Genomic DNA, 20,961 nt, shown 5'->3' on the forward strand with positions numbered 1-20,961 from the left:
TTACAGCAAAAGACAAAACTCGCTTTTAACAAAAATTATTTTAATTCCATAAAGTTATTACAAATTCAAATATAATAGAAAAGCTCAAACAAGTTGTCTTTTACTGAAAAATTAAAATCTCGGAAATTTACAATAAATGTTTTAATACTAAATCCCATTTAAACAACAAACTTATTATAATCTATTTTATAAAACCTAATATTTTCAAATAATTAAAATATAATTTTCATTTTTTAAACAGAATCTATCATAAACTAATCCGTCGGAGCATTTTTCTGTGCTGGCAAAACTGTTTGAGCATAGCGAGTTTTTTGCCAGTGCAGAAAAATGTCGTAGACTAGCCATAGGTTATTGCGAGCAATCTTGCCAAATATTTTGATTATTAGGATAAGCCTTTTACTGCAAGATAAGGATTTGCGACAATGAGCAATCCTACGAAAATTAAAAAAAACATAGTAATATAAAAAAATATTTATTAATTAAAATAGCCTATAATAAATTTTATAAAATAATATACAATATAAAGTATCATTTATTTTCAAATTTTTTAAAAAATTAGTATTTGAAAATTACGTTTGTAGATTTTGGTTTTCCTATTTCTTTTTTCTCTTTCAAATAATCTATAAATATTTTTGTATCACTTAAATGAGTGTCTGTTCCACGTTTTTGAGCAGTGATTTTTCCTAATGTTGTGTAACCATCTTTTCCTTTGGCTATATAAGAGTTTACAGCTAACATGTAGGATTTTTTAGCGTCAATTGGTACCCATTTGTTTGCTTTAAAGTCAAATACTTCTATTTTTTTGACCCTTGTTCCAAGTTTTCCTTCTTTTGTGGCTTCGTATCTGATTCCTGCACCATAAGGGAATGCTCCTGTTGAGCCTCCATTTAAGACGTAGTCAATTGCATCTTCTAATGTCTGTTTCACTTCTGCACCTGTAATATCAGTTATGAATACTGTGTTTGAAGTGAAAGGCAATAATGAATATGCTAAATCATAAGTGAATACACCAGGATTTAGTGTAATTCTTACATTTCCCGCATTTACAATTACAAAATCAACATTTCCAGTTCCTGTATTTCTTAACTTATGTAAAACTGATTCAGCTACAAGAGTTGTTGCGAAAGAACCGTCCTTATTATGTTCATTTGGTACTCTGTTGTCTGAACCTCCTGGGATTTCTTCTGTTATTTTACCAACTGTACGTTTTCCAAGTTCTGTTTTTTCTTTTTGGTATCTTTCAAGAAGTTTTGCTAAAGCTGAATCATTTTTGATGGCAGCTATATTTTTATTATTTTTTATTGAACTTAAAATTTCATTTTTTTCTTTTTGATCTAATTGAACTCCTTTTCCTTCAGCATTTTTTACTTCAAAAAAGTCATCTCCAATTAAAACTTTTGGAGTTGGAATTAATTCAGTAATTACCCCATTTTTATCAAACTTTGCCTTCATTTGCCCTAATAAATATGAATAATTCCATGCTTCTGCAATATAAACTGGATTTCCATTAGGAGAATTCACTTTTTTAGGATAACTGTCTGCTTCTGGAACTAACCCAAATTGTTCAAATTCTTTTCCTAAAAGGTAGTGAGTATCCCCAGTTATAATTAAATCTACACCGTCAACTTTTTGTCCAATTTCAACATTTTTTTCATATCCTGCATGAGATAATAATATTATTTTATTTATTCCCTTACTTTGTAATTCATTTACATATTTTCTTGCTGTTTCAATTTCATCTAAAAATTTGATGTCATCTCCAGGACTTGATGATTCCTTAGTCTTTTTCACAACATCTATTCCTATAATTCCAATATTCTGACCACCGATATTCTTTATCATATACGGTTTCCATTTACCTTCCAGAATGCTTCCTTTATCGGGCACAACATTTGCAGAAACTACTGGTATTTTCAAGACATCTAAAAATGATTTTAAAAGTTTGTTTCCATCGTCAAATTCGTGATTTCCCAATGTAAAAACATCAAAATTTATTGCATTCATAAGCTCAGCATCAGCTTTTCCTTCAAATAATGTGTAATAAAGTGTCCCTGTCAGTGCATCTCCTGCGTGGAGTACAAGAGTATTTTTATTACTTTGTCTAAAATTTTTGATTGCCTGTGCCACTCTTGGCAATCCTCCAATATGTACCGTAACAGTCTTTCCATTAAGTTTAAGAGGCATTTTTTCCTCTTCAAGATGCGAGTGATGGTCATTAATATGAGCCACATTTAGCTCAAATGCTCCAGATGAACTTTGGCTGTTCGCTTTACGACTAGTCTTTGCCTCCAAATTAGCTGCTGAAAATAACGCTAATGTCAATCCCAATAATAATAATTTTTTCATAATTTTTCCTCCTTAAAAAAGTTATATTTATTAATATAATTATAACTTGATTTTCAAAAAAAATCACTAAAAAAAAGTAAAATTTTTAAAAAACATAAATTTCAAATAGATTTTACAATATTTTAAAATAAAATAATGTTATAATTCCTTAGATAATTTTTTAAATTATCAAAAAAGAATTTTTGTAAAGGAGAAAAGAAAATGAATATAAAAAATTTTATGAAAAAACTAATTTTAATTTTAGGAATACTTGGAATTTCAGTTACTTCATTTGCTGCAACTAAAAGAAATAACAGAATTGTATATGTAAAAAAAGAACCTTCTCGTAGAGTAATAAGAAGAAGGTATATCTTTATAAAAGTTCCAAGAAGAAAAAAAGTTGTATATGTGAAAAAAGAGCCTTCTCGTAGACAAAGACGTGCAAGAATAGCTGCTGGAAGAAGAAGATAACTTTAACTAAGACATTTTATGTCCTTTTATAATTTAAAAAATTTAATATTTTAAAACACAAGGGGCTTCAATTCTCTCTTATGAACTGTACCCCTTGTTTTTTATTGCTATTTGTTTTTAGTTCTTAATATTAATTTGCTTGAAAAGATTATACAAAATTCCTAAAATTATACTTATCCCAATTGTCATTACTGATTTAAAAATCATTTCATCACTTATCTTTATAATAAAATGAAGTACTATAAGATGAACTAGGAATGCAAAATATGTAGAATCTGCTACTATTTTTATAATCCTGTCTCTTTTAGAAAAGTTAAATTTACACCAAAATACAAAAAAGGAAATCGTCATAATAAATGTTCCAAGTGAATTTTTATCAAAAAAATCAGATACACGTTTTCCTGTTACTGCTAAAACATATTTAGTAGATAAAAAACTTAGCAAGAATCCTAAAGCATAGATAACTATTATTAAAATAAATGATGTCCTTTTAACTTTATTGTCATATTTCTTTACAAAATATCCTAAAATATAATATCCAATAAAGCCTGTCAATGGAAAATTAGAAAATGGAATTTCAGCAAGATTAAAATATCGTAAATACGGATTTAAAATATTGCACAAAAACCAGAGAAAAACTACAAAAAGAGTCTCTTTTTCTGCATATTTCAACACCTTTTGCAACCACGGCGTAAGAAGATATAGGCCCAATATCATATAAATATACCAAAAATGCGACGCTGAAATCGCTTTCCCTTTCAAAACTGGTATAATTGGAATTTTTCCAAAATAAATATATATAATATTAAATACTAAAAAAAGTGGTAAAATATTTAAAATCCTTTTTTTAAAAAATACTGTTGTCTCTTCAGTTTTATCAAGCAGCAAATATCCACTAATCATAATAAACAAATTAACCCCAATCGAAATAATTGCATAGCCTCCCATCCATACATCTACTCCAAACTGCCTGTTTAAAGTATGTAAAAACACAATAAAAACAAATGCAAAAATTCTTATAATATCAATCGCCATCCTATTTTATTCTCCTTTTTTCTAAATTATAAAAAAATTCTAAGTTTTTGTCAATATATGCTCAACCCTTTTAATTTTCAAATGATAAATTTCATTTTAATCAACAAAATTAAACTAAAAAATAGAATTAAAAAAATTTTTAAAAAAGAAATTTAAATAAAGACTATGAAAATTAAAAAAAATATGCTATACTTAATAAAGGAAAGTATAATTTAAATATAATAAAAAATATAAATAAAAAAGGAAAAGAGGTTTAATATGGAGAAAAAATCAAAAATAACTGCAATGCTATCTGTATTATTAGTTTCTGCTCCAACTACAGCTAAGAAAATCACAACATCAAACCTACGTGACAACGCAATGAGAACAACTGCAATTGAAGTTGAAGGATCTGAACTAGGAGAACTGGAAGTCTCAAAAGAAAGTAAAAATTCAGATGTTGTAGTGCTGGATACAAATCAGCTAAAATTTGACTTTAATAGTGCCACAATCAAGGAAGAATACACTCCAGCATTGAAAGAGCTAAAAGATTATATAGAAGCTAAGAATCAAAAAATCTCAATTATAGGCTATACAGATTCCAAAGGTACAAGAGAATACAATAGAGAGCTATCTTTAAGAAGAGCTGAAAGTCTTGAAGAAAAATTGATAGAGCTTGGACTTTCTCCTGAAAGAGTAATCGAAACAAAAGGAAACGGCGATGCTAATCCAGTAGCAACAAATGATACAGAAGAAGGAAGAGCAGCAAATAGAAGAATTGAAATACAATTTATGTAACAAAAAAGCCAGATTTTTTAAGTTTGGCTTTTTTAATATCTCAAATAATTTAAAATAACTGCAAAAATAACAATTACAAAAAAGAAAAACAATATTTTTTTAGTAATTTTTATAAAAATTTTAAATAAAAATATTAGTATAATTATTGTGATTATTGTTTTTAATTCCATTTATAACTTCCCCCTTTTTAGCTTTCACTTACTATTTTTTGATTATATCTATCACTTCTGACATTGATTTCAAATTGTTTGCCAATCTATCAAAATCTTCACGGCTTCTTATTGTTATTCTTAAATGTATGAGCATTCTTTTATTGCCATTTTCCTTGAAAGCATTTGTGTTTACATTTAGAAGATTCATTTTGTATTCGTTTAAAATTCGGATAATATCAAGAAGAAGTCCGTTTCTATCTGAAGCTTTTATTGTAAAATTAAATTCATATGTTGTATTAGCAGACATTGCAGATTTATCCCAGTAAACATCAATTTCTCTTTCGGGCTCTTTTTCCATAAGGGATATGAAATTTTGACAATCTGAGCGGTGTATTGCTATTCCACGTCCTCTTGTTACATAACCTCGTATTTCATCTCCAGGAAGTGGACTGCAACATTTTGCAAAGCGATACATCGTATTCTCAGTTCCAGATATTTTGACTCCACCATTATTTTTCCCTTTTTGTCTATTTGCTTTTTCTGTTTCTTCCTCAAGCACTTTTTCAAGAGCCTTTTCTTCTTTTTTTTCAAATTTGTTCATAAATCCGTCAAGCGACAAATCTCCGATAGCAAATCTGTAAAATAATGTTTTAGTATCAGCTATATTAAATTTTTTCATATAAAGGAAAACACGTTCATCTTCAAGCATATCCTTCAGTTTTAGTCCAAGCTGCTCAAATTCCTTTTCCAGAATTTGTTCCCCTTCTTTTGATTTTTCTTCAAATTCCTTATCTTTAAACCATTTTCGAATTTTCACACGAGAACTGTGATTGTTTACCATTTCAATCCAGTCTTTTCCAGGACCTTTATTAACATTTTTGGAAGTCATGACTTCGACTTTATCTCCATTTTTAAGTACCTGATTTAGCTGTGTAATTCTTCCGTTTACCTTTGCTCCAATCGTTCTGTATCCAATTTGCGTATGAACTTGGAATGCAAAATCAAGTGCTGTTGAATTCCTAGGCATTTCCATTACATCATCTTTTGGTGTGAACACAAATATTGTCTGTTTTAAAACATCTCCTGTAACTTCCTGTGCAAATCCCTTTTGTTCCTTCTCATCCGATTTGCTTTGAACAGAATCAGTTAATTTTTTTGCATCTGCATAAAATTTTTCATTTTTAGACTTAGATTTTTTTTCTTTGTATTTCCAATGTGCAGCAACCCCTTCTTCTGCTATTTCATGCATTTCTTGAGTTCTAATCTGAATTTCGACATTTTGGTCATTAGGCCCTTTTACAGTTGTATGGATGGATTGGTAGCCGTTTGGTTTTGGCTGGGAAATATAGTCCTTGAAACGCTTAAATACTGGAATGAATAAATCATGAATTATTCCAAGTACATTATAGCACTCATTTTTTTTCTCAACAATAATTCTTATCGCAATTAAGTCATTCAAATCTACGAATCTTTTTTCCTTTTCATTCATTTTACGATAAATGCTGTATAAATGCTTTGGACGTCCTGTAACTTCTCCCTTTATATGATTTTTTTCAAGTTCCGCTTGAATTTTTTCAATAAAATTTGCTGTATATTCTTCACGTTCCTTCCTTTTGGAATTTATAAGTTCCTTAATCTCATAATAATCTTTTGGATATAAAAATCTAAAACTAATATCTTCCAGTTCCCATTTTATCTTTGCCATCCCAATTCTATGTGCAATTGGTGCATAAATTTCAATGGTTTCTTTTGATTTTTCCTGCTGTTTTTCAGGCTTCATATATTTTAATGTCCGCATATTATGAAGTCTATCCGCAAGTTTTATAATTACAACCCGAATATCTTCTGACATTGCAACTACCATTTTTCTTATATTCTCCAGCTTTTTACTATCCGTTCTTGGTAAATTCCTAAGTTTTGTAACTCCATCTACAAGTTTTCTTACATCTTCTCCAAAGTTATACTCAATATCTGCCAATGTTATAAGCGTATCCTCAACTACATCATGAAGAAGCCCTGCCACAATCGTATCTGTATCCATTCTCATATCAGCGAGTATTTCTGCTACTTCTACAGGATGCAAAATGTAGTTCTCTCCACTTTTTCTCTTCTGTCCCACATGTGACTCATAAGCAAGTGTAAAAGCCTCTGCTACTTTATCCATATCTACATCTAGATTATTTTCCTTAATTTTATCTGCCAACTGCTTATACAGCTCATTATAACTTTTATTAACAATCTCCGGCATTTTCATATCTTCAATCTCATCATCTGTCATTTTCCAGTCATTTTTTAATACTTTTTTCTCATCCATCTCGCATCCATCCTCCTCTTATCTAACAAACTCTATCATAGCCCAGTTTATACATAAATATCTTCTTAAAATTATTTTACTATACATTTAAAAAAAAATCTATTATAAAGTGTGAATATTGTTAATTATTTTTGTTTTGAATAACTAAATTGTTGAAAAAATTTATATTCAAAAGTAAAATATAAGTTTTATCTAATTAAAAAAATAAATTTTTATAACTAAAAATTTTTCCAGTTGAAAAATACCATCGAAATAGTGTATAATTTATAAAAAGAACACTGTAGGAGGCGTTATGGTTGCAACAATACAAGTTAATAAGCAAAGCATAAAGCAGTTGCTGGAAAGCGGAAAAGATCAGACGTTTTTAATACCTGAATATCAGAGACCGTATTCCTGGACTGAAAATGAGACTAAGACGTTGTTTTATGATTTATTAGAATTTACTGAAAATGAGTCAAAGAGAAATAGTGAAGTGGAAGGAACATATTTTTTAGGAAGCATAGTTTCTTATGAAAATGAGAACGGGGAACAAGAAATAATTGATGGTCAACAGAGAATTACTTCATTGTTTCTTCTTTTGCGTGCAATTTATACGAAATTGGTTTCCTATGAGGAAAAAACTATTGAGCAGGAAAATTTTATAAGACAAATTCAGCCTGCACTCTGGAAGCAGGAGAAATTAACTGGGGAAGTTGACTATAAAAGTGTACTTATTAATTCACGAGTTATAGATAATGAAGGGAATAAAATTTTACAGAATATTTTAGAAACAGGAGTTGCAGATTCTAAGGCTACTGACAATTATTCAAGAAATTATATTTTATTTCAAAAGTTATTTGATAAACTTTGTGAACTAAGCCCTACATTAATGCTTGAATTTATTTATTATACTTTAAATAGAGCCGTTGTCTTTCCAATAAAAACAGATTCACAAGACGATGCATTAAGTGTATTTTCTACCTTGAATGACAGAGGATTACCACTTTCTGAAGCTGATATTTTTAAGGCAAAAATGTATAACCGAATCAAAAAAGAATACAAGAAAATGTTTATAAAACAATGGAAAAAACTAAGTGAACGGGCAATTTATGCCAAAGAAAATGTAAAACAGCTATTTTATTATTATATGTTTTATCTAAGGGCAGTAGAAAAGGATGTGGCAACGACTACACTTGGACTTAGACGTTTTTATTCAAAGGGCGGATTTACAAGGCTTTATAAATCAAATCTTTTGAAGCATCTGGATCAGATTCTTGATTTATGGATTGTAATGAATAGGCACGAATCAATTGATGACAAGCCTTGGACAGAAAATATACAGATTATAAAGATTTTGGATACTTTATCAGCTTATCCAAATGAATCTTGGAAATATCCTGTTGTTGTCTATTATTTGTCACATGGCGAAAAAGAAAATTTTGAAACTTATTTCTTAAAATTTTTAAGAAAGCTATTTTTGGAATTGACAGCAAATTATCTTGTAACACCGAGTGTTGCCGCTGTAAAAGCTGATATTCTTAAACTTAATGTTGATATCGTTGATAATATTTCTCCAAAGATTGCATTCAAGAATATTCCAATTTCAATATTGCAAGAAAAAGTCAAGACACCAAACAAAAATCTTGTGCGGATGATTTTAAAAATGGTTGTTTACAACAATCAAGATGAATTACTTCCTGAAAAATGGGAAATTGAATATATATTGCCACAAAAATGGAGTAACCGTTTCTCAGAAAGTGTTGAAAATAAACAGGTTAAAGAATATATAAATTATATTGGAAACAAGATTCCTTTTGAAAAGAAATTGTCGATTAAAGCTTCAGAAAACTTTTTTGAAAAGAAAAAAGCAAGTTATGAAAAATCTAAAATTAAATATGTACGTGAATTAATCCCAGCAGATAAGACCGACTGGACTTTTGAAGATATTGACAAAAGAAACAGAAAGGTATCGGAAGAACTTGTTAAATTGTTTATTACTTGGAATGGGGAATATGAATTTTAAATTTAATAATTTTTTAGGATAAGGGCGTTAGAAATGCCCTTATTTTTTTGATAAAATTATTTTAAAGTTCGTTTTATTTTATTTAATTAAATCCTTGAAATTTAAAATAAAAAGGTATATAATGATTTATAAAAATATTTAAGGAGTCAATTATGTTACAAGATTTTTATGGCGTTATTCAAGTAAAACATTACCAGAATGGACGGTTGAGACTTCAAACAGATGCATTAAAAGAGAATGAGGAGTTAGAACAGGAATTTTTAAATAATATGCGTCAATTATCGGGAATACACTCAGTAAGCGTTAATTCCATTATTGGAAGCATCTTAATTTATTTTGATGAAAAAATTATTGAGAGTTCGTTTTTGTATTTAATCGTTCTAAAATTGCTCCATCTGGAAGAAGAAGCCTTAAAAAATAAGCCTGGAAAAGTAAAAAAAATGTTAAAACAGGCATTTGAATCTGTTGATATGGCTATTTACAATAAAAGTAGAGGTTATCTGGACTTAAAGACATTAGTTGCAGGAATTTTTGCTTTTTATGGCATTAAAAAATTAAGAGAAATTCCAAAATTGCCTACAGGTACTACTTTATTATGGTGGGCTTTTATTTTTTTATCAGAAGGGAAAAGAAAATAATGTTAGAAAATTTATTTAAGGCTACATATCTGATGTTTAACCAGATAAAGGTTATACACAGTATTCCTGGCAGATTAAGGCTTTCGGTCCCAAATTTGTCAAAGATTCCAGAAGAATTAAAAAAATATGATTATCGAGTTACAGAACTTATTTTATCAAAAAAAGGCATAAAAAGTATTGAGTATTCGTATGTGACAAATAAAATTCTGCTTTACTATGATGTAAAATTAATTTCAGAAAAACAAATACTAGACTGGCTGAACAAAGTATGGAAAACTATGATTAATCATTCTGAATTATATGAAAATAAATCCTTAAAGGAAATAGAAGATAATTTGGATACTTTTTATAACATAATTAAAGAACTTTAATTATTGCCAAAATGAAAAAAGAAAGGGATTTTTATGTTAAATAAAGATTATTTGCTGGACTGCAAGATTTTACACGAAATTCGTGGAAGAATCAGAATAAAATCAAGAGCTTTAAAATATCTTGGAATTCATAAGGAAGAGATAACAAAGCAGCTAATGCAGGTTCATTATATCCAAAGTGTTGAAATTTCAAGTATTACAGGAACTATTCTTGTTTATTTTGATAATTTCTCATTAACTGGTGAAAACTTAATATCTTTACTTCAAAATACATTAAATACATATCTAGTAGATATATACAAAAATGAAAAAAAACAAATATCAAATAAATATGTGATTGAAAGACGTCTGCAGGAAGAATCTCCACAGGAAATTATTAAAAATATTGGTGCTGCTGTACTTTTACTGCTACTGCCAAATCCAAAGATAAAATTAACAGGAATCAGGCGGCTATTTAACTACAAAACTTTATCAACAGTTTCTTTAGCCCTGCCTGTTTTAAAAAATGGAATTTATTCTCTTATTCAAAATAAGCGTCCCAACGCAGATACTCTAAGTTCTACAGCTATTGTCAGCAGCATTATTTTAGGAAGTGAACGAACAGCTTTGACAATTATGATTTTAGAAAAATTTGCAGAGCTTCTGACTGTTTATACAATGAAAAAGACACGTGGCGTAATTAAAGACATGTTAAGTGTTGGAGAAAACTATGTCTGGAAGCAGTCTGATGATGGAAATACGGCCAAAAAAGTTCCAATTGAAGAAATTAGCAAGGGAGATTTTATACTTGTTCAAACTGGGGAAAAAATAAGTGTGGATGGAACGATTGAAAAAGGTGAGGCGATAATTGATCAGTCGGCAATTACTGGGGAATATATGCCTGTTACGAAAAAGGCTGGAGAAGAAGTTTTTGCAGGAACGCTTTTAAAAAGTGGAAATATTACTGTAAAAGCTGAGAAGGTTGGAGATGACAGGACAGCTTCCAGAATTATAAAATTAGTAGAAGATGCCGCTTTTAACAAGGCTGATATTCAATCTTACGCCGATACATTTTCTGCACAGTTAATCCCGCTTAACTTTCTGCTCGCCGGAATTGTCTATGTTTCAACGAAAAACTTGCAAAAAGCCCTTAGTATGCTTGTAATTGACTATTCATGCGGAATAAGGCTGTCAACGGCAACAGCATTTTCAGCTTCAATTAATACAGCAGCTAAAAATGGAATTTTGATTAAAGGAAGCAACTATCTGGAAGAACTTTCAAGATCTGACACAGTAATATTTGACAAAACAGGTACAATTACCGAAGGAAAACCTAAAATTCAAACGCTGAAGACTTTTGGAAAAAATATGAAAGACAACCGAATGCTTGCACTAGCTGCCGCGGCTGAAGAAACTTCATCACATCCTTTAGCAAGTGCAATTTTGAATGAAATTAAAAATAGAGGATTAAAAATTCCAAAACATAAGGAATCCGTTATTAAAGTTGCAAGAGGGATAGAAACTTTTGTAAATAAGGATATTATTCGTGTAGGAAGCCTGAAATACATGGAAGAGAATGATATTTCACTAGAAGTGGCAAGTGATATAGTGAAGGGAATGCAAAATCGTGGAGAAATTGTAATTTACGTGGCTAAAAATAATGATTTAATAGGTGTTATCGGTGTTTCAGATCCGCCTAGGGAAAATATAAAAAAGGCAATGAATCGACTAAGAAATCAAGGAATAGATGATATTGTACTGTTAACGGGAGATTTGAGACAGCAGGCTGAAACTATCGCTTCAAGAATGTCAATGGATAGATACGAGTCTGAACTGATGCCTGAGGACAAGGCTAAAGATATTTTAAAATTCCGTTCAATTGGTTCAAAAGTTATTATGATAGGTGACGGAATAAACGACGCTCCTGCCCTTTCCTATGCAAATGTAGGAATAGCTCTAGGAAGTTCACGTACCGACATTGCGATGGAAGCTGCTGATGTTACAATAACTTCAGACGACCCATTACTAATACCAGGTGTAATTGGTTTAGCAAAAAACACTGTAAAAATAATAAAGCAGAATTTTGCAATGGCAATTGGAATAAATAGTTTTGCCCTTGTATTAGGTGCAACAGGACTTCTGCCTGCAATATACAGTTCAATTTTGCATAACTCTATCACAATTTTAGTAGTTGGAAATTCATTGCGACTATTAAAATACGATGTTAATAAATAAAAATTTTTGTGTTTTTGAAGGAGTTTGAATAAGATATGAAAAAACTAACCTTGATAATACTGCATAAATTACCGAATCGTGTCAGATTCAAAATTTCACACGATATTACCAATACAAAAAAATTTTTTGAAACAGTAAAAGTTGAAACTAAAAATACAGCTTTACGGTATAATCAGACTATAAATACTTTGCTCGTTACATTTGAGCCTGAAGAAATTTCAATAGATGAAGTAATTTACCGAACTGCGACTGCCTTATCAGTTGAACATGGCATGACTTCAGTAAAACTTGTTGAAGATTTTGAAGAAAAATCAATAGATTTACTGTCTGTTTATTCTGGAGCCGCAATATTACTTTCTTTCCTGTATGGGCTTGGCAAAAGTAAAGTTGAAAAATTACAAATAGGCATAAATAACTTTACAGCAGGGCTGACAACCGCAGCAATTATCGAGCATGCTTACAGGGAAACACAGCGTAAAGGTTTTTTTGACATTGAAATATTGCCTGCATTATATTTGCTCAAATCGTATCTGGCAAACAGATCGGTTACAGCGATAGCGCTTATGTGGTTTACAACTTTTGGACGGCATCTTGTATTAAATAACTTTTCCAACAAGGAAGTAAGAATTTATCGTTTAAAAGCTGATAATGGAAAATCTCATTATGTTGTAGATGTAAGAAATGATAATTCTATTGAAAATCTGAGTGATTTGATAGATCACATATTTTTCAATAACAGGGCAGGCAATGAGCCAGATGACAAATACATTGCTTTGCAATAAAAATTAATAAATGATAAAATAATAACAAATAAAAATTTGGAGGTATAAAAATGATAAAATTTGGAAACATTAAAAAGGAACATTTAGTAGGAGCAGCAATCGGAGTAGGAACTGTAGCAGTAGGTTATTACCTGTACAAAAAAAATCAAAATAAAGTTGACAGTTTTTTAAGAAAACAAGGAATAAACATAAAAACATCTTCAGAAGCGGCTTACGACAATATGAACCTTGAAGAATTGATGACAACAAAAGAACACCTTGAAGATTTAATTGCTGAAAAAGAACTATCTACAAACACAGCTGCTGCAGAAGCAGTTGCAGAAACTGAAACACGATAGTAAAATAAAGCCGCTTTTTTATTAGTTCAAATATAAAAGGACTTTACCAAAAGGAGGAAAACAATGAAATTAGTATTGATTCGGCATGGAGAAAGTGAATGGAACTTGGAAAACAAATTTACTGGATGGAAAGATGTAGATCTGACTTCAAAAGGAGTGGAAGAGGCAAAAGCTGGAGGTAAAGCATTAAAGGAAATGGGATTAGTTTTTGACATTGCTTACACGTCTTATTTGAAAAGAGCTATTAAAACTCTTAATTACGTTTTGGAAGAACTGGATGAACTATACATTCCAGTTTACAAATCTTGGAGATTGAATGAACGTCATTATGGAGCATTACAAGGATTAAACAAAGCTGAAACTGCTAAAAAATATGGAGACGAGCAAGTCCTTATCTGGAGAAGAAGCTTTGATGTTGCCCCGCCTGCAATAGACAAATCAAGCGAATACTATCCAAAATCAGATAGAAGATATGCAGATTTATCTGATTCTGAAGCGCCACTTGGAGAAAGCCTTAAAGATACTATCGAAAGAGTTCTGCCTTACTGGCACTCACATATTTCAAAAAGTTTGCAGGAAGGGAAAAATGTTATTGTAGCAGCTCACGGAAATAGTTTGCGTGCTTTAATAAAATATTTGCTAAATATTTCAGATGACGATATTTTAAAACTGAATTTAACAACAGGAAAACCTTTAGTATTTGAAATAGATAAAGATTTAAAAGTATTGTCATCACCAGATTCATTTTAATTTTAATAAAAATAAAATCTTTTAAGCAAGGGCAAAATTTTAGTCCTTGCATTTTTATTTTGCATTTTTTAGTAATTTCAATTATAATAAAAATAAAGTGTAGTATTTAAATTGTTAAATAAATATATATTATAAAAAAATGGAAGGATGATGAAAAATATGACTTTGGAAATAACTACCCCGGCTGTTCTTTTTCCTACGGTATCTCTTCTTTTGCTGGCATATACTAACAGATTTTTGGCACTTACAGCCATTGTCAGACAGATGGATTCAAGCGGAGAAATCGAGCATGAATTTTATCAAGTTAAGAATCTGAGGAAAAGATTGAAATACATTAAAAGAATGCAGTATTTTGGGGTTTTTAGCTTATTATTATGTGCTGTTTCAATGTTATTCCTGTTTTTCCAAATAAATTTTATTGGATATATAAGTTTTGGGATAAGTCTAGTGTCGCTTATAATTTCGTTAATATTTTCATTGTTAGAAATTCAGATTTCACTCGAGGCTTTAAGAATTCATTTGAATTATAATGAAAATGATAATGAAATTAAGAAAAAAAATAAATAAAAACTAGAATTATTGAACATACATAAATTATAAATATTTTGATGGAGAAAAATGAAAGAATTTTTATTAAATTTGGAAAGTATTGATAAAATTGGAATTTACAGATTTGATACTGATGGATTTTCTGTTGGAAATATAATAAAAATCTGGGACAATTATTTACTTTTAAAATCTTATGATACTGAAAATAATGAAGATGGAATGAAAATTTATCAAATTGATAAAATTCAAAGAATTATTTTGGATTCAGATTATATAAAAAATTTAGGAAGCAACTTATTAGATAAAACGGAAAGCAGTTACGAATGGCTGTATACAAAAAACTTAAATTCCATTGACGATATTTTAGAAAATATTATAAAATACAGAACTTTAGTTTTTTTACATTTAAAGGACGAAACAACAGAAATTTGCTATATTACCAAAAAAATTGGAGAAAACTATCTTTTAGAAATACTGGATTATAATCTAAATGTAACTTCTACAGAAATTATTTCTAAAAATTATATCCGTTTGATAAAATTTTTTGACAGGAAAAAAATAAATAAAAATTTTGAGATTCATAAAATTAAATTATTTGTTGGAAAAACTTGTATTGGAAATATTGTTATGGAAAATGAAAAGTTTTTAGTTTTAAAAGAAATTTTCGATTTTGCAACTGAAAAATTTGTAACAGTTATACGCAAAGAATTTATTGAAGAAATATCTAAACCATTTACTAAAGTTAAATATATTGACAAAATAAACTTAAATAAATTTTTTGAAAATATTAATAAGCTAGATTATTTTTCAATTTTAAAAATTTGTCAGGAAAATAATTTATTTGTTTTTATTGACAATGAAGATTTTGAAGACAGTAAAGTTGGGATAGTAACAAAATTGGAAAATAAAAGATTACAATTAAAAATATTGGATAAAAATTTTCAATTTATTGAAATTTTGAATATAAATTATTTAGATATTCATATTCTTTATATAACAAATTATTGCTATATATAAGGTTACATTTCGATAAAGTTAAAATTTTTTGCAATACATTTTAACAAATAAAAAACTTTTCTATACCATTTGAATAAATCGGAAAAAATTGATATAATTAAAACGTAAAGTAATTTTGTTAAACTCAAAAATTTGAGTTTTTTTAAACATTAGATTTTTTATAGCTTTGAGTAAAATGAAAACAAATATTTTATTGTTAATAATTAAATTGAAGGAGGAATGATGATTTCGTTAATTTTGGCGGCAGGGAAAGGGACTCGTATGAAGTCCGATCAATCGAAGGTTTTACACAAGGTAAATGGTGTTCCTATGATTAAAAGAGTTGTCAATGTGCTGGAAAATATCGGGAATGAAAAAAATATTTTTATTCTAGGACACAAAAAGGAAGATGTTCTAGCTGAAATGGGAAATGTCGTTTATGTCACACAAGAAGAACAGCTTGGAACAGGACACGCTATTCTAATTGCAAAGGATAAAATCAAGGAATACGGTGAAGATGTGCTCATCACTTGCGGAGATACGCCTCTTTTAAAAGAAGAAACTTTGAAAAAATTAAAGGATAACTTTGATGAAAAAAATCTTGATTGCATCGTGCTTTCATGTAAAGTTAAAAATCCATTTGGCTACGGACGAATTGTTAAAGAAAATGGCAAAATTTCAAACATTGTCGAAGAAAAGGAAGCAAGCGAAAGTGAGAAAAAAATAGATGAAATTAATACAGGAGTATATATTTTCAAAAATGAAAGTCTGCTTTATGCGATAGAAAAGATTGATAACAATAATTCAAAAGGTGAATATTATTTGACTGATGCTATAAAAATCCTGACAAATGAAGGACACAATGTTGATAGTTTCCAAATTGAAGATGAAGATGAGATTTTAGGAGTAAATTCAAAGGTTCAACTGGCACAGGCAGATAAAATTTTACGAAATAGAAAAAATACCGAACTTATGGATAACGGAGTAATTCTGATTGACCCAGATACAACTTATATTGAAGATAATGTTGAAATTGGACAGGATACTGTAATTTATCCAAATGTTACAATTCAAGGAAATACAAAAATTGGGAAAAACTGCGAAATCCTGGGAAATACAAGAATTGAAAATTCTGTAATTGCTGATAATGTGAAAATAGAGGCTTCTGTTGTTGAACAGTCTACTCTTGAGGAAGGGGTAACTGTGGGACCTTTTGCACATTTGCGTCCAAAAGCGCATTTGAAAGAAACAGTGCATGTTGGAAACTTTGTGGAAATAAAAAATGCTACGCTTGAAAAAGGTGTGAAAACAGGGCATTTGACTTATATTGGAGATGCTGAAGTTGGGGAAGACACAAATATTGGTGCAGGGACAATTACTTGTAATTACGATGGAAAAAATAAACATAAGACAAAAATTGGAAAAAATGCCTTTATTGGAAGCAATTCAATAATTGTAGCTCCAGTTGAAATAGGAAGCAAAGTTCTAACAGCGGCTGGATCGGTTATTACAAAAGATATTCCAGATGAAGCATTGGCATTTGGAAGAGCAAAACAAGTAAATAAAGAGAAAAAATAGAAAACTAGCAATTTCTGAAAAAATGTCAAAAAATCAAAAATGTTATAAAAATATCATTTAATTATGTAAATTTAATAAAAGATAAAAATTTTTTAAATAAAAATTCAAAATATAGAGAGAAAGGGAAATGAAATGATAACATTAACCAAGGAAGATAAGAGCAGAATAAGAATATTTGCAGGAACATCAAGTGAAGCATTAGCAGAAAAGATTGTAAAATATCTAGATATGGATTTATCTTCTGCTGAAATTGTAAGATTTGCGGATGGAGAAACTTTTGCAAAAGCAAATGAAAGTGTACGTGGGTGTAAAGTATTTATTATTCAGTCCACTTCAAAACCTGTAAATGAAAGTATTATGGAACTTTTAGTTTTTATTGATGCGATTAAAAGATCTTCAGCAAAGGAAATTATAGCGATAATTCCTTATTACGGATATGCAAGGCAAGACAGAAAGGCAAGTCCACGTGAGCCAATCACATCAAAACTTGTTGCTAATTTATTAACTGTAGCAGGTGCAACGAGAGTAATTACAATGGATTTACATGCAAGACAAATTCAAGGATTTTTTGACATTCCAGTAGATCACATGGAAGCTCTGCCAATTTTAGCTAAACATTTTATAAAATATGGATTTAGTCCAGAAGATACAGTTGTTGTATCGCCTGACGTTGGTGGTGTAAAAAGAGCAAGAGGACTTGCAAACTGGCTACATACACCGCTTGCGATAATTGACAAAAGACGTGCGAAGGCAAATGTTTCGGAAGTTATGAATATTATTGGAGATATAAAGGGTAAAAAAGCCATTCTGATTGACGATATGATTGACACAGCTGGAACAATCTGTAATGCGGCACAGGCTCTGATTGACAAAGGGGCAGCAGAAGTTTATGCTTGTGCAACACACGCTGTTTTCTCTGATCCTGCCATTGAAAGATTAAAAAATTCAGCTTTTACAGAAGTTGTAGTAACTGATACGATTCAATTACCAGAAAACAGAAAATTTGATAAACTAAAAATCTTGTCAACAAGCAAAATGTTTGCTGAAATAATAAAAAGAATTGCTACGAATAATCCAATAAGTGGCTTATTTGAGATGCCAGTTGATGATGAAAATGATGACTAAAATAAAAAAAGCGGTATGTATTCTGAAAAATGGAGGAGTTGCTGTATTCCCAACAGATACAGTTTATGGAATTGGCTCTCTTCCTAAACAGAAAGCTGTACAAAAAATATATAAGATAAAAAAACGTGATTTTTCTAAAAAAATAATCGCACTAATCAGTAACAGAGATATTTTGATTGAATTAATAAACGAAACAAAAGAAAATATTCAGAAAATTTCTAAAATTCTTGATAAATACTGGCCTGGAGAATTGACAGTTATTTTTTCTGCAAATGAGAGTTTTACCCAAAAATTTGATAAAAATATGAAAACGATTGGTGTTCGTATTCCGAAAAATAAGATTACTCTTGAAATTATAAAAAATTCTGGTGGAATTTTATTGACAACAAGTGCAAATATTTCTGGTGAAAGTGCTGTTACTGAAATTGAGAATCTAAGCGAAGAACTGTTAAAAAATGTAGACATTATAATTCCAAATGAAAAATCAGAATTAACTGGAAAGCCTTCGACAATTGTGAAGTATGAAAATGGAAAACTTGCATTGCTAAGGGAAGGAAATGTTTCATTTGAAGAAATAATGAAAAATTTTGAATAATAAATAAAGAAATAATGAAGAACAGAAAGGAGAATTTATGGCAAAGATGGTAAATCCTAACACAGTAAGCAACATGGATTTAATAAATGCAAAATCACAGGCTAAAATGCAGCAGCTTGTACAAAAAATTGGAAAAGGGAAAAGAAAAGTCAATATTACATTTTCTAAAATGTCAAGAAGTTATCTAACAAAAATGATTGAGGAAATGAGAAAAATGATGAGCCAGTATGAAAAACAGCTGCCAAACGTGTTTGGTTTCTTCAAATATCTGGAAAATGAAGTAAAAATAACAAAGGCAAACAAAAAGGAAAAAACTAAAAATGTAAAACTTTCTTATGAAGAAGTTGACTTTTTTAAATTACAGCTAAAGGAAACATTAAAGGGGATTGATGCACAACGTGCAGCTTTGAAATGGTACAACTTGATTAAAAAGGCATTATTTAAAACATTGAAAAAACAGACAGAATTAGTATTGGAAGAATTTAATGCTGGAAGTGTAAAAAAGAAATAACTAAAAATAAAAAACTATAAAAGCGGGAAGGAAAATTGAGGACAATGAATGAAAAAATAACTGAGAAAGTAAAATTAAAGGATATTTCTGATAATAAAAAAAATAATTTGTTATCAAAAGATACAGTTTCTTATTTAAATGAAATTGTAAAAGCAGGGTTTAAGGAGCGTGCCAGTGATATTCACATAAAATTTGACTTGCTGGAAGGTATGGAAATAAAATACCGAGTTGACGGGTATCTTATGGAAAGTGAAAAATTATACGAATCTGTAAATAAAAAGGTGCTTGAAAAAAATATTACAGAAATTATTGCTAGAATAAAAATTTTGGCGGGAATGAATGTTGCAGAGAAAAGAAAGCCACAAGATGGCAGCTTTTCTTTTTTATTGAATATAAAAAATATTAATAAGCGATATGACATAAGAGCTGCCTATATGCCGACAATTGGCGGAGAAAGCATAGTTCTGCGTATTCTTGAAAATTATCTGGAAGATATAAACCTTGAAACACTAGGATTTTCAAACCAAAGCATAGCAATGCTAAATGAGATTTTAACTAGAAAGTATGGAATGATACTTGTAAGCGGACCGACAGGCTCTGGAAAATCCACAACCTTAAAATCCTTAATAAATATGTTAAATGATGGAAGAAAAAAAATCATAACGGTAGAAGACCCTGTAGAAAGCAAAATTGACGGAATTATTCAAATACAGGTAAATCAGAGTATCGGAGTAACATTTGCTGAAGTCTTGAAAGCTACATTAAGAAATGACCCCGATATTATTGTAATTTCAGAAATTAGAGATGAAGTTACGGCTGAAATCGCTGTAAGAGCAGCATTAACAGGACATCTTGTAATTTCGACAATTCACACAAACGACGCTGTTTCCACATTAATCAGGCTAGTAGATATGGGTATTCCCAAATATTTGATACTAGATTCATTAATTGGAGTAATTGGACAAAGACTAGTTGGGAAAAAGTGCCAGAAATGTATGGGAGAAGGCTGTGATGAATGCTCCAGCGGATACAGCGGCAGAATTTCGATAAATGAACTGCTTGTACTAAATCAGGATGTGCGAAATATTTTGAAAGAAGACAATCATCTTGGCTCTGAAACAAAAAATAAATTAAAAATGCTGAATCAAAAGTACCAAAATCAGAAATGCTTTATTGATTTTATGGAAGATGCAGATGAAAAAATTGAGAAAAAACTGATTTTTGAAAGGGAAAAAACTAGTATTATTTTTTAACAAAAAAACCTTATGGGATTTTATACTCATAAGGTTTTTATAATTCTTATTTATTAATTTTTATTTCTAATCTATAATTATGAAATCATGTTATTTTTTTCTTTATCACTCATACTAAACTCCATTTATAGTGCATGACAAGCGCATGAAAAAAATCTAAAAGAATTGTTAATATATAGTAAAAC

General features: G+C 29.7%; 19 protein-coding genes. 16 read left to right on the plus strand and 3 right to left on the minus strand.

The annotated features are described in order from the left end of the window. Positions 1–555 precede the first annotated feature (555 nt). On the minus strand, positions 556–2,346 hold the full coding sequence (gene nadN, locus HMPREF1552_RS11020; protein ID WP_021745286.1) for an NAD nucleotidase: 1,791 nt from the start codon (positions 2,344–2,346) through the stop codon (positions 556–558). 201 nt (positions 2,347–2,547) lie between these two features. On the opposite strand from nadN, the gene HMPREF1552_RS11025 reads away from it, so the two are divergent. After that, positions 2,548–2,796, plus strand: coding sequence for a hypothetical protein (locus HMPREF1552_RS11025; RefSeq protein WP_021745287.1), 249 nt, complete (start codon positions 2,548–2,550; stop codon positions 2,794–2,796). Between the two features lie 117 nt (positions 2,797–2,913). Here the strand turns inward: HMPREF1552_RS11025 and HMPREF1552_RS11030 are convergent, their stop codons facing one another. Further along, positions 2,914–3,831 carry an acyltransferase gene (locus tag HMPREF1552_RS11030; protein WP_021745288.1) on the minus strand — a complete coding sequence of 306 codons (918 nt, stop codon included), beginning with the start codon at positions 3,829–3,831 and terminating at the stop codon, positions 2,914–2,916. Positions 3,832–4,089: 258 nt separating this feature from the next. Here HMPREF1552_RS11030 and HMPREF1552_RS11035 point away from each other — a divergent pair, with 258 nt between their 5' ends. Then, on the plus strand, positions 4,090–4,608 hold the full coding sequence (locus HMPREF1552_RS11035) for an OmpA family protein (RefSeq protein WP_021745289.1): 519 nt from the start codon (positions 4,090–4,092) through the stop codon (positions 4,606–4,608). Positions 4,609–4,809: 201 nt separating this feature from the next. On the opposite strand, the gene HMPREF1552_RS11040 is transcribed toward HMPREF1552_RS11035, so the two are convergent. Beyond that, the gene (locus HMPREF1552_RS11040; RefSeq protein WP_021745291.1) at positions 4,810–7,074 is read right to left on the minus strand and encodes a bifunctional (p)ppGpp synthetase/guanosine-3',5'-bis(diphosphate) 3'-pyrophosphohydrolase; all 2,265 of its coding nucleotides are present in this window, start codon (positions 7,072–7,074) and stop codon (positions 4,810–4,812) included. A gap of 292 nt (positions 7,075–7,366) precedes the next feature. On the opposite strand from HMPREF1552_RS11040, the gene HMPREF1552_RS11045 reads away from it, so the two are divergent. From HMPREF1552_RS11045 to HMPREF1552_RS11110, 14 genes are all read left to right on the plus strand, one after another. Continuing rightward, positions 7,367–9,076, plus strand: a complete 1,710-nt coding sequence (locus HMPREF1552_RS11045) for a DUF262 domain-containing protein (protein WP_021745292.1) — start codon at positions 7,367–7,369, stop codon at positions 9,074–9,076. 152 nt (positions 9,077–9,228) lie between these two features. Continuing rightward, on the plus strand, positions 9,229–9,714 hold the full coding sequence (locus HMPREF1552_RS11050; RefSeq protein ID WP_021745293.1) for an HMA2 domain-containing protein: 486 nt from the start codon (positions 9,229–9,231) through the stop codon (positions 9,712–9,714). Beyond that, a complete protein-coding gene (locus tag HMPREF1552_RS11055) occupies positions 9,714–10,085 on the plus strand; it encodes an HMA2 domain-containing protein (RefSeq protein ID WP_021745294.1) in 372 nt (123 codons plus the stop codon). The genes HMPREF1552_RS11050 and HMPREF1552_RS11055 overlap by 1 nt, the downstream gene beginning before the upstream one ends. A 33-nt stretch (positions 10,086–10,118) precedes the next feature. Beyond that, a complete protein-coding gene (locus tag HMPREF1552_RS11060) occupies positions 10,119–12,299 on the plus strand; it encodes a heavy metal translocating P-type ATPase (protein WP_021745295.1) in 2,181 nt (726 codons plus the stop codon). Between the two features lie 35 nt (positions 12,300–12,334). Then, complete coding sequence (locus HMPREF1552_RS11065) at positions 12,335–13,081, plus strand: hypothetical protein (protein ID WP_021745296.1); 747 nt, start codon at positions 12,335–12,337, stop codon at positions 13,079–13,081. Between the two features lie 50 nt (positions 13,082–13,131). Then, positions 13,132–13,419, plus strand: a complete 288-nt coding sequence (locus HMPREF1552_RS11070; protein ID WP_021745297.1) for a hypothetical protein — start codon at positions 13,132–13,134, stop codon at positions 13,417–13,419. Between the two features lie 63 nt (positions 13,420–13,482). After that, entirely contained in the window at positions 13,483–14,169 is a 687-nt protein-coding gene (gene gpmA / locus HMPREF1552_RS11075) for a 2,3-diphosphoglycerate-dependent phosphoglycerate mutase (protein ID WP_021745298.1), read from the plus strand. Between the two features lie 159 nt (positions 14,170–14,328). Beyond that, a complete protein-coding gene (locus HMPREF1552_RS11080) occupies positions 14,329–14,736 on the plus strand; it encodes a DUF2721 domain-containing protein (protein WP_039901656.1) in 408 nt (135 codons plus the stop codon). A 51-nt stretch (positions 14,737–14,787) separates the two neighbouring features. Further along, a complete protein-coding gene (locus HMPREF1552_RS11085; protein ID WP_021745300.1) occupies positions 14,788–15,735 on the plus strand; it encodes a hypothetical protein in 948 nt (315 codons plus the stop codon). A gap of 222 nt (positions 15,736–15,957) precedes the next feature. After that, entirely contained in the window at positions 15,958–17,292 is a 1,335-nt protein-coding gene (gene glmU / locus HMPREF1552_RS11090; RefSeq protein WP_021745301.1) for a bifunctional UDP-N-acetylglucosamine diphosphorylase/glucosamine-1-phosphate N-acetyltransferase GlmU, read from the plus strand. Between the two features lie 132 nt (positions 17,293–17,424). Beyond that, the gene (locus HMPREF1552_RS11095; RefSeq protein WP_021745302.1) at positions 17,425–18,417 is read left to right on the plus strand and encodes a ribose-phosphate pyrophosphokinase; all 993 of its coding nucleotides are present in this window, start codon (positions 17,425–17,427) and stop codon (positions 18,415–18,417) included. After that, entirely contained in the window at positions 18,398–19,012 is a 615-nt protein-coding gene (locus tag HMPREF1552_RS11100; RefSeq protein ID WP_021745303.1) for an L-threonylcarbamoyladenylate synthase, read from the plus strand. Before HMPREF1552_RS11095 ends, HMPREF1552_RS11100 begins: the two co-directional genes overlap by 20 nt. A 37-nt stretch (positions 19,013–19,049) precedes the next feature. Then, positions 19,050–19,523 (plus strand): hypothetical protein, encoded by a 474-nt coding sequence (locus tag HMPREF1552_RS11105; protein ID WP_021745304.1) that lies wholly within the window; start codon positions 19,050–19,052, stop codon positions 19,521–19,523. 44 nt (positions 19,524–19,567) lie between these two features. Continuing rightward, positions 19,568–20,776 carry a GspE/PulE family protein gene (locus HMPREF1552_RS11110; RefSeq protein ID WP_021745305.1) on the plus strand — a complete coding sequence of 403 codons (1,209 nt, stop codon included), beginning with the start codon at positions 19,568–19,570 and terminating at the stop codon, positions 20,774–20,776. Positions 20,777–20,961: the final 185 nt, after the last annotated feature.

Source organism: Leptotrichia sp. oral taxon 879 str. F0557 (assembly GCF_000469385.1).
Taxonomy (GTDB): Bacteria; Fusobacteriota; Fusobacteriia; order Fusobacteriales; family Leptotrichiaceae; genus Leptotrichia; species Leptotrichia mesophila.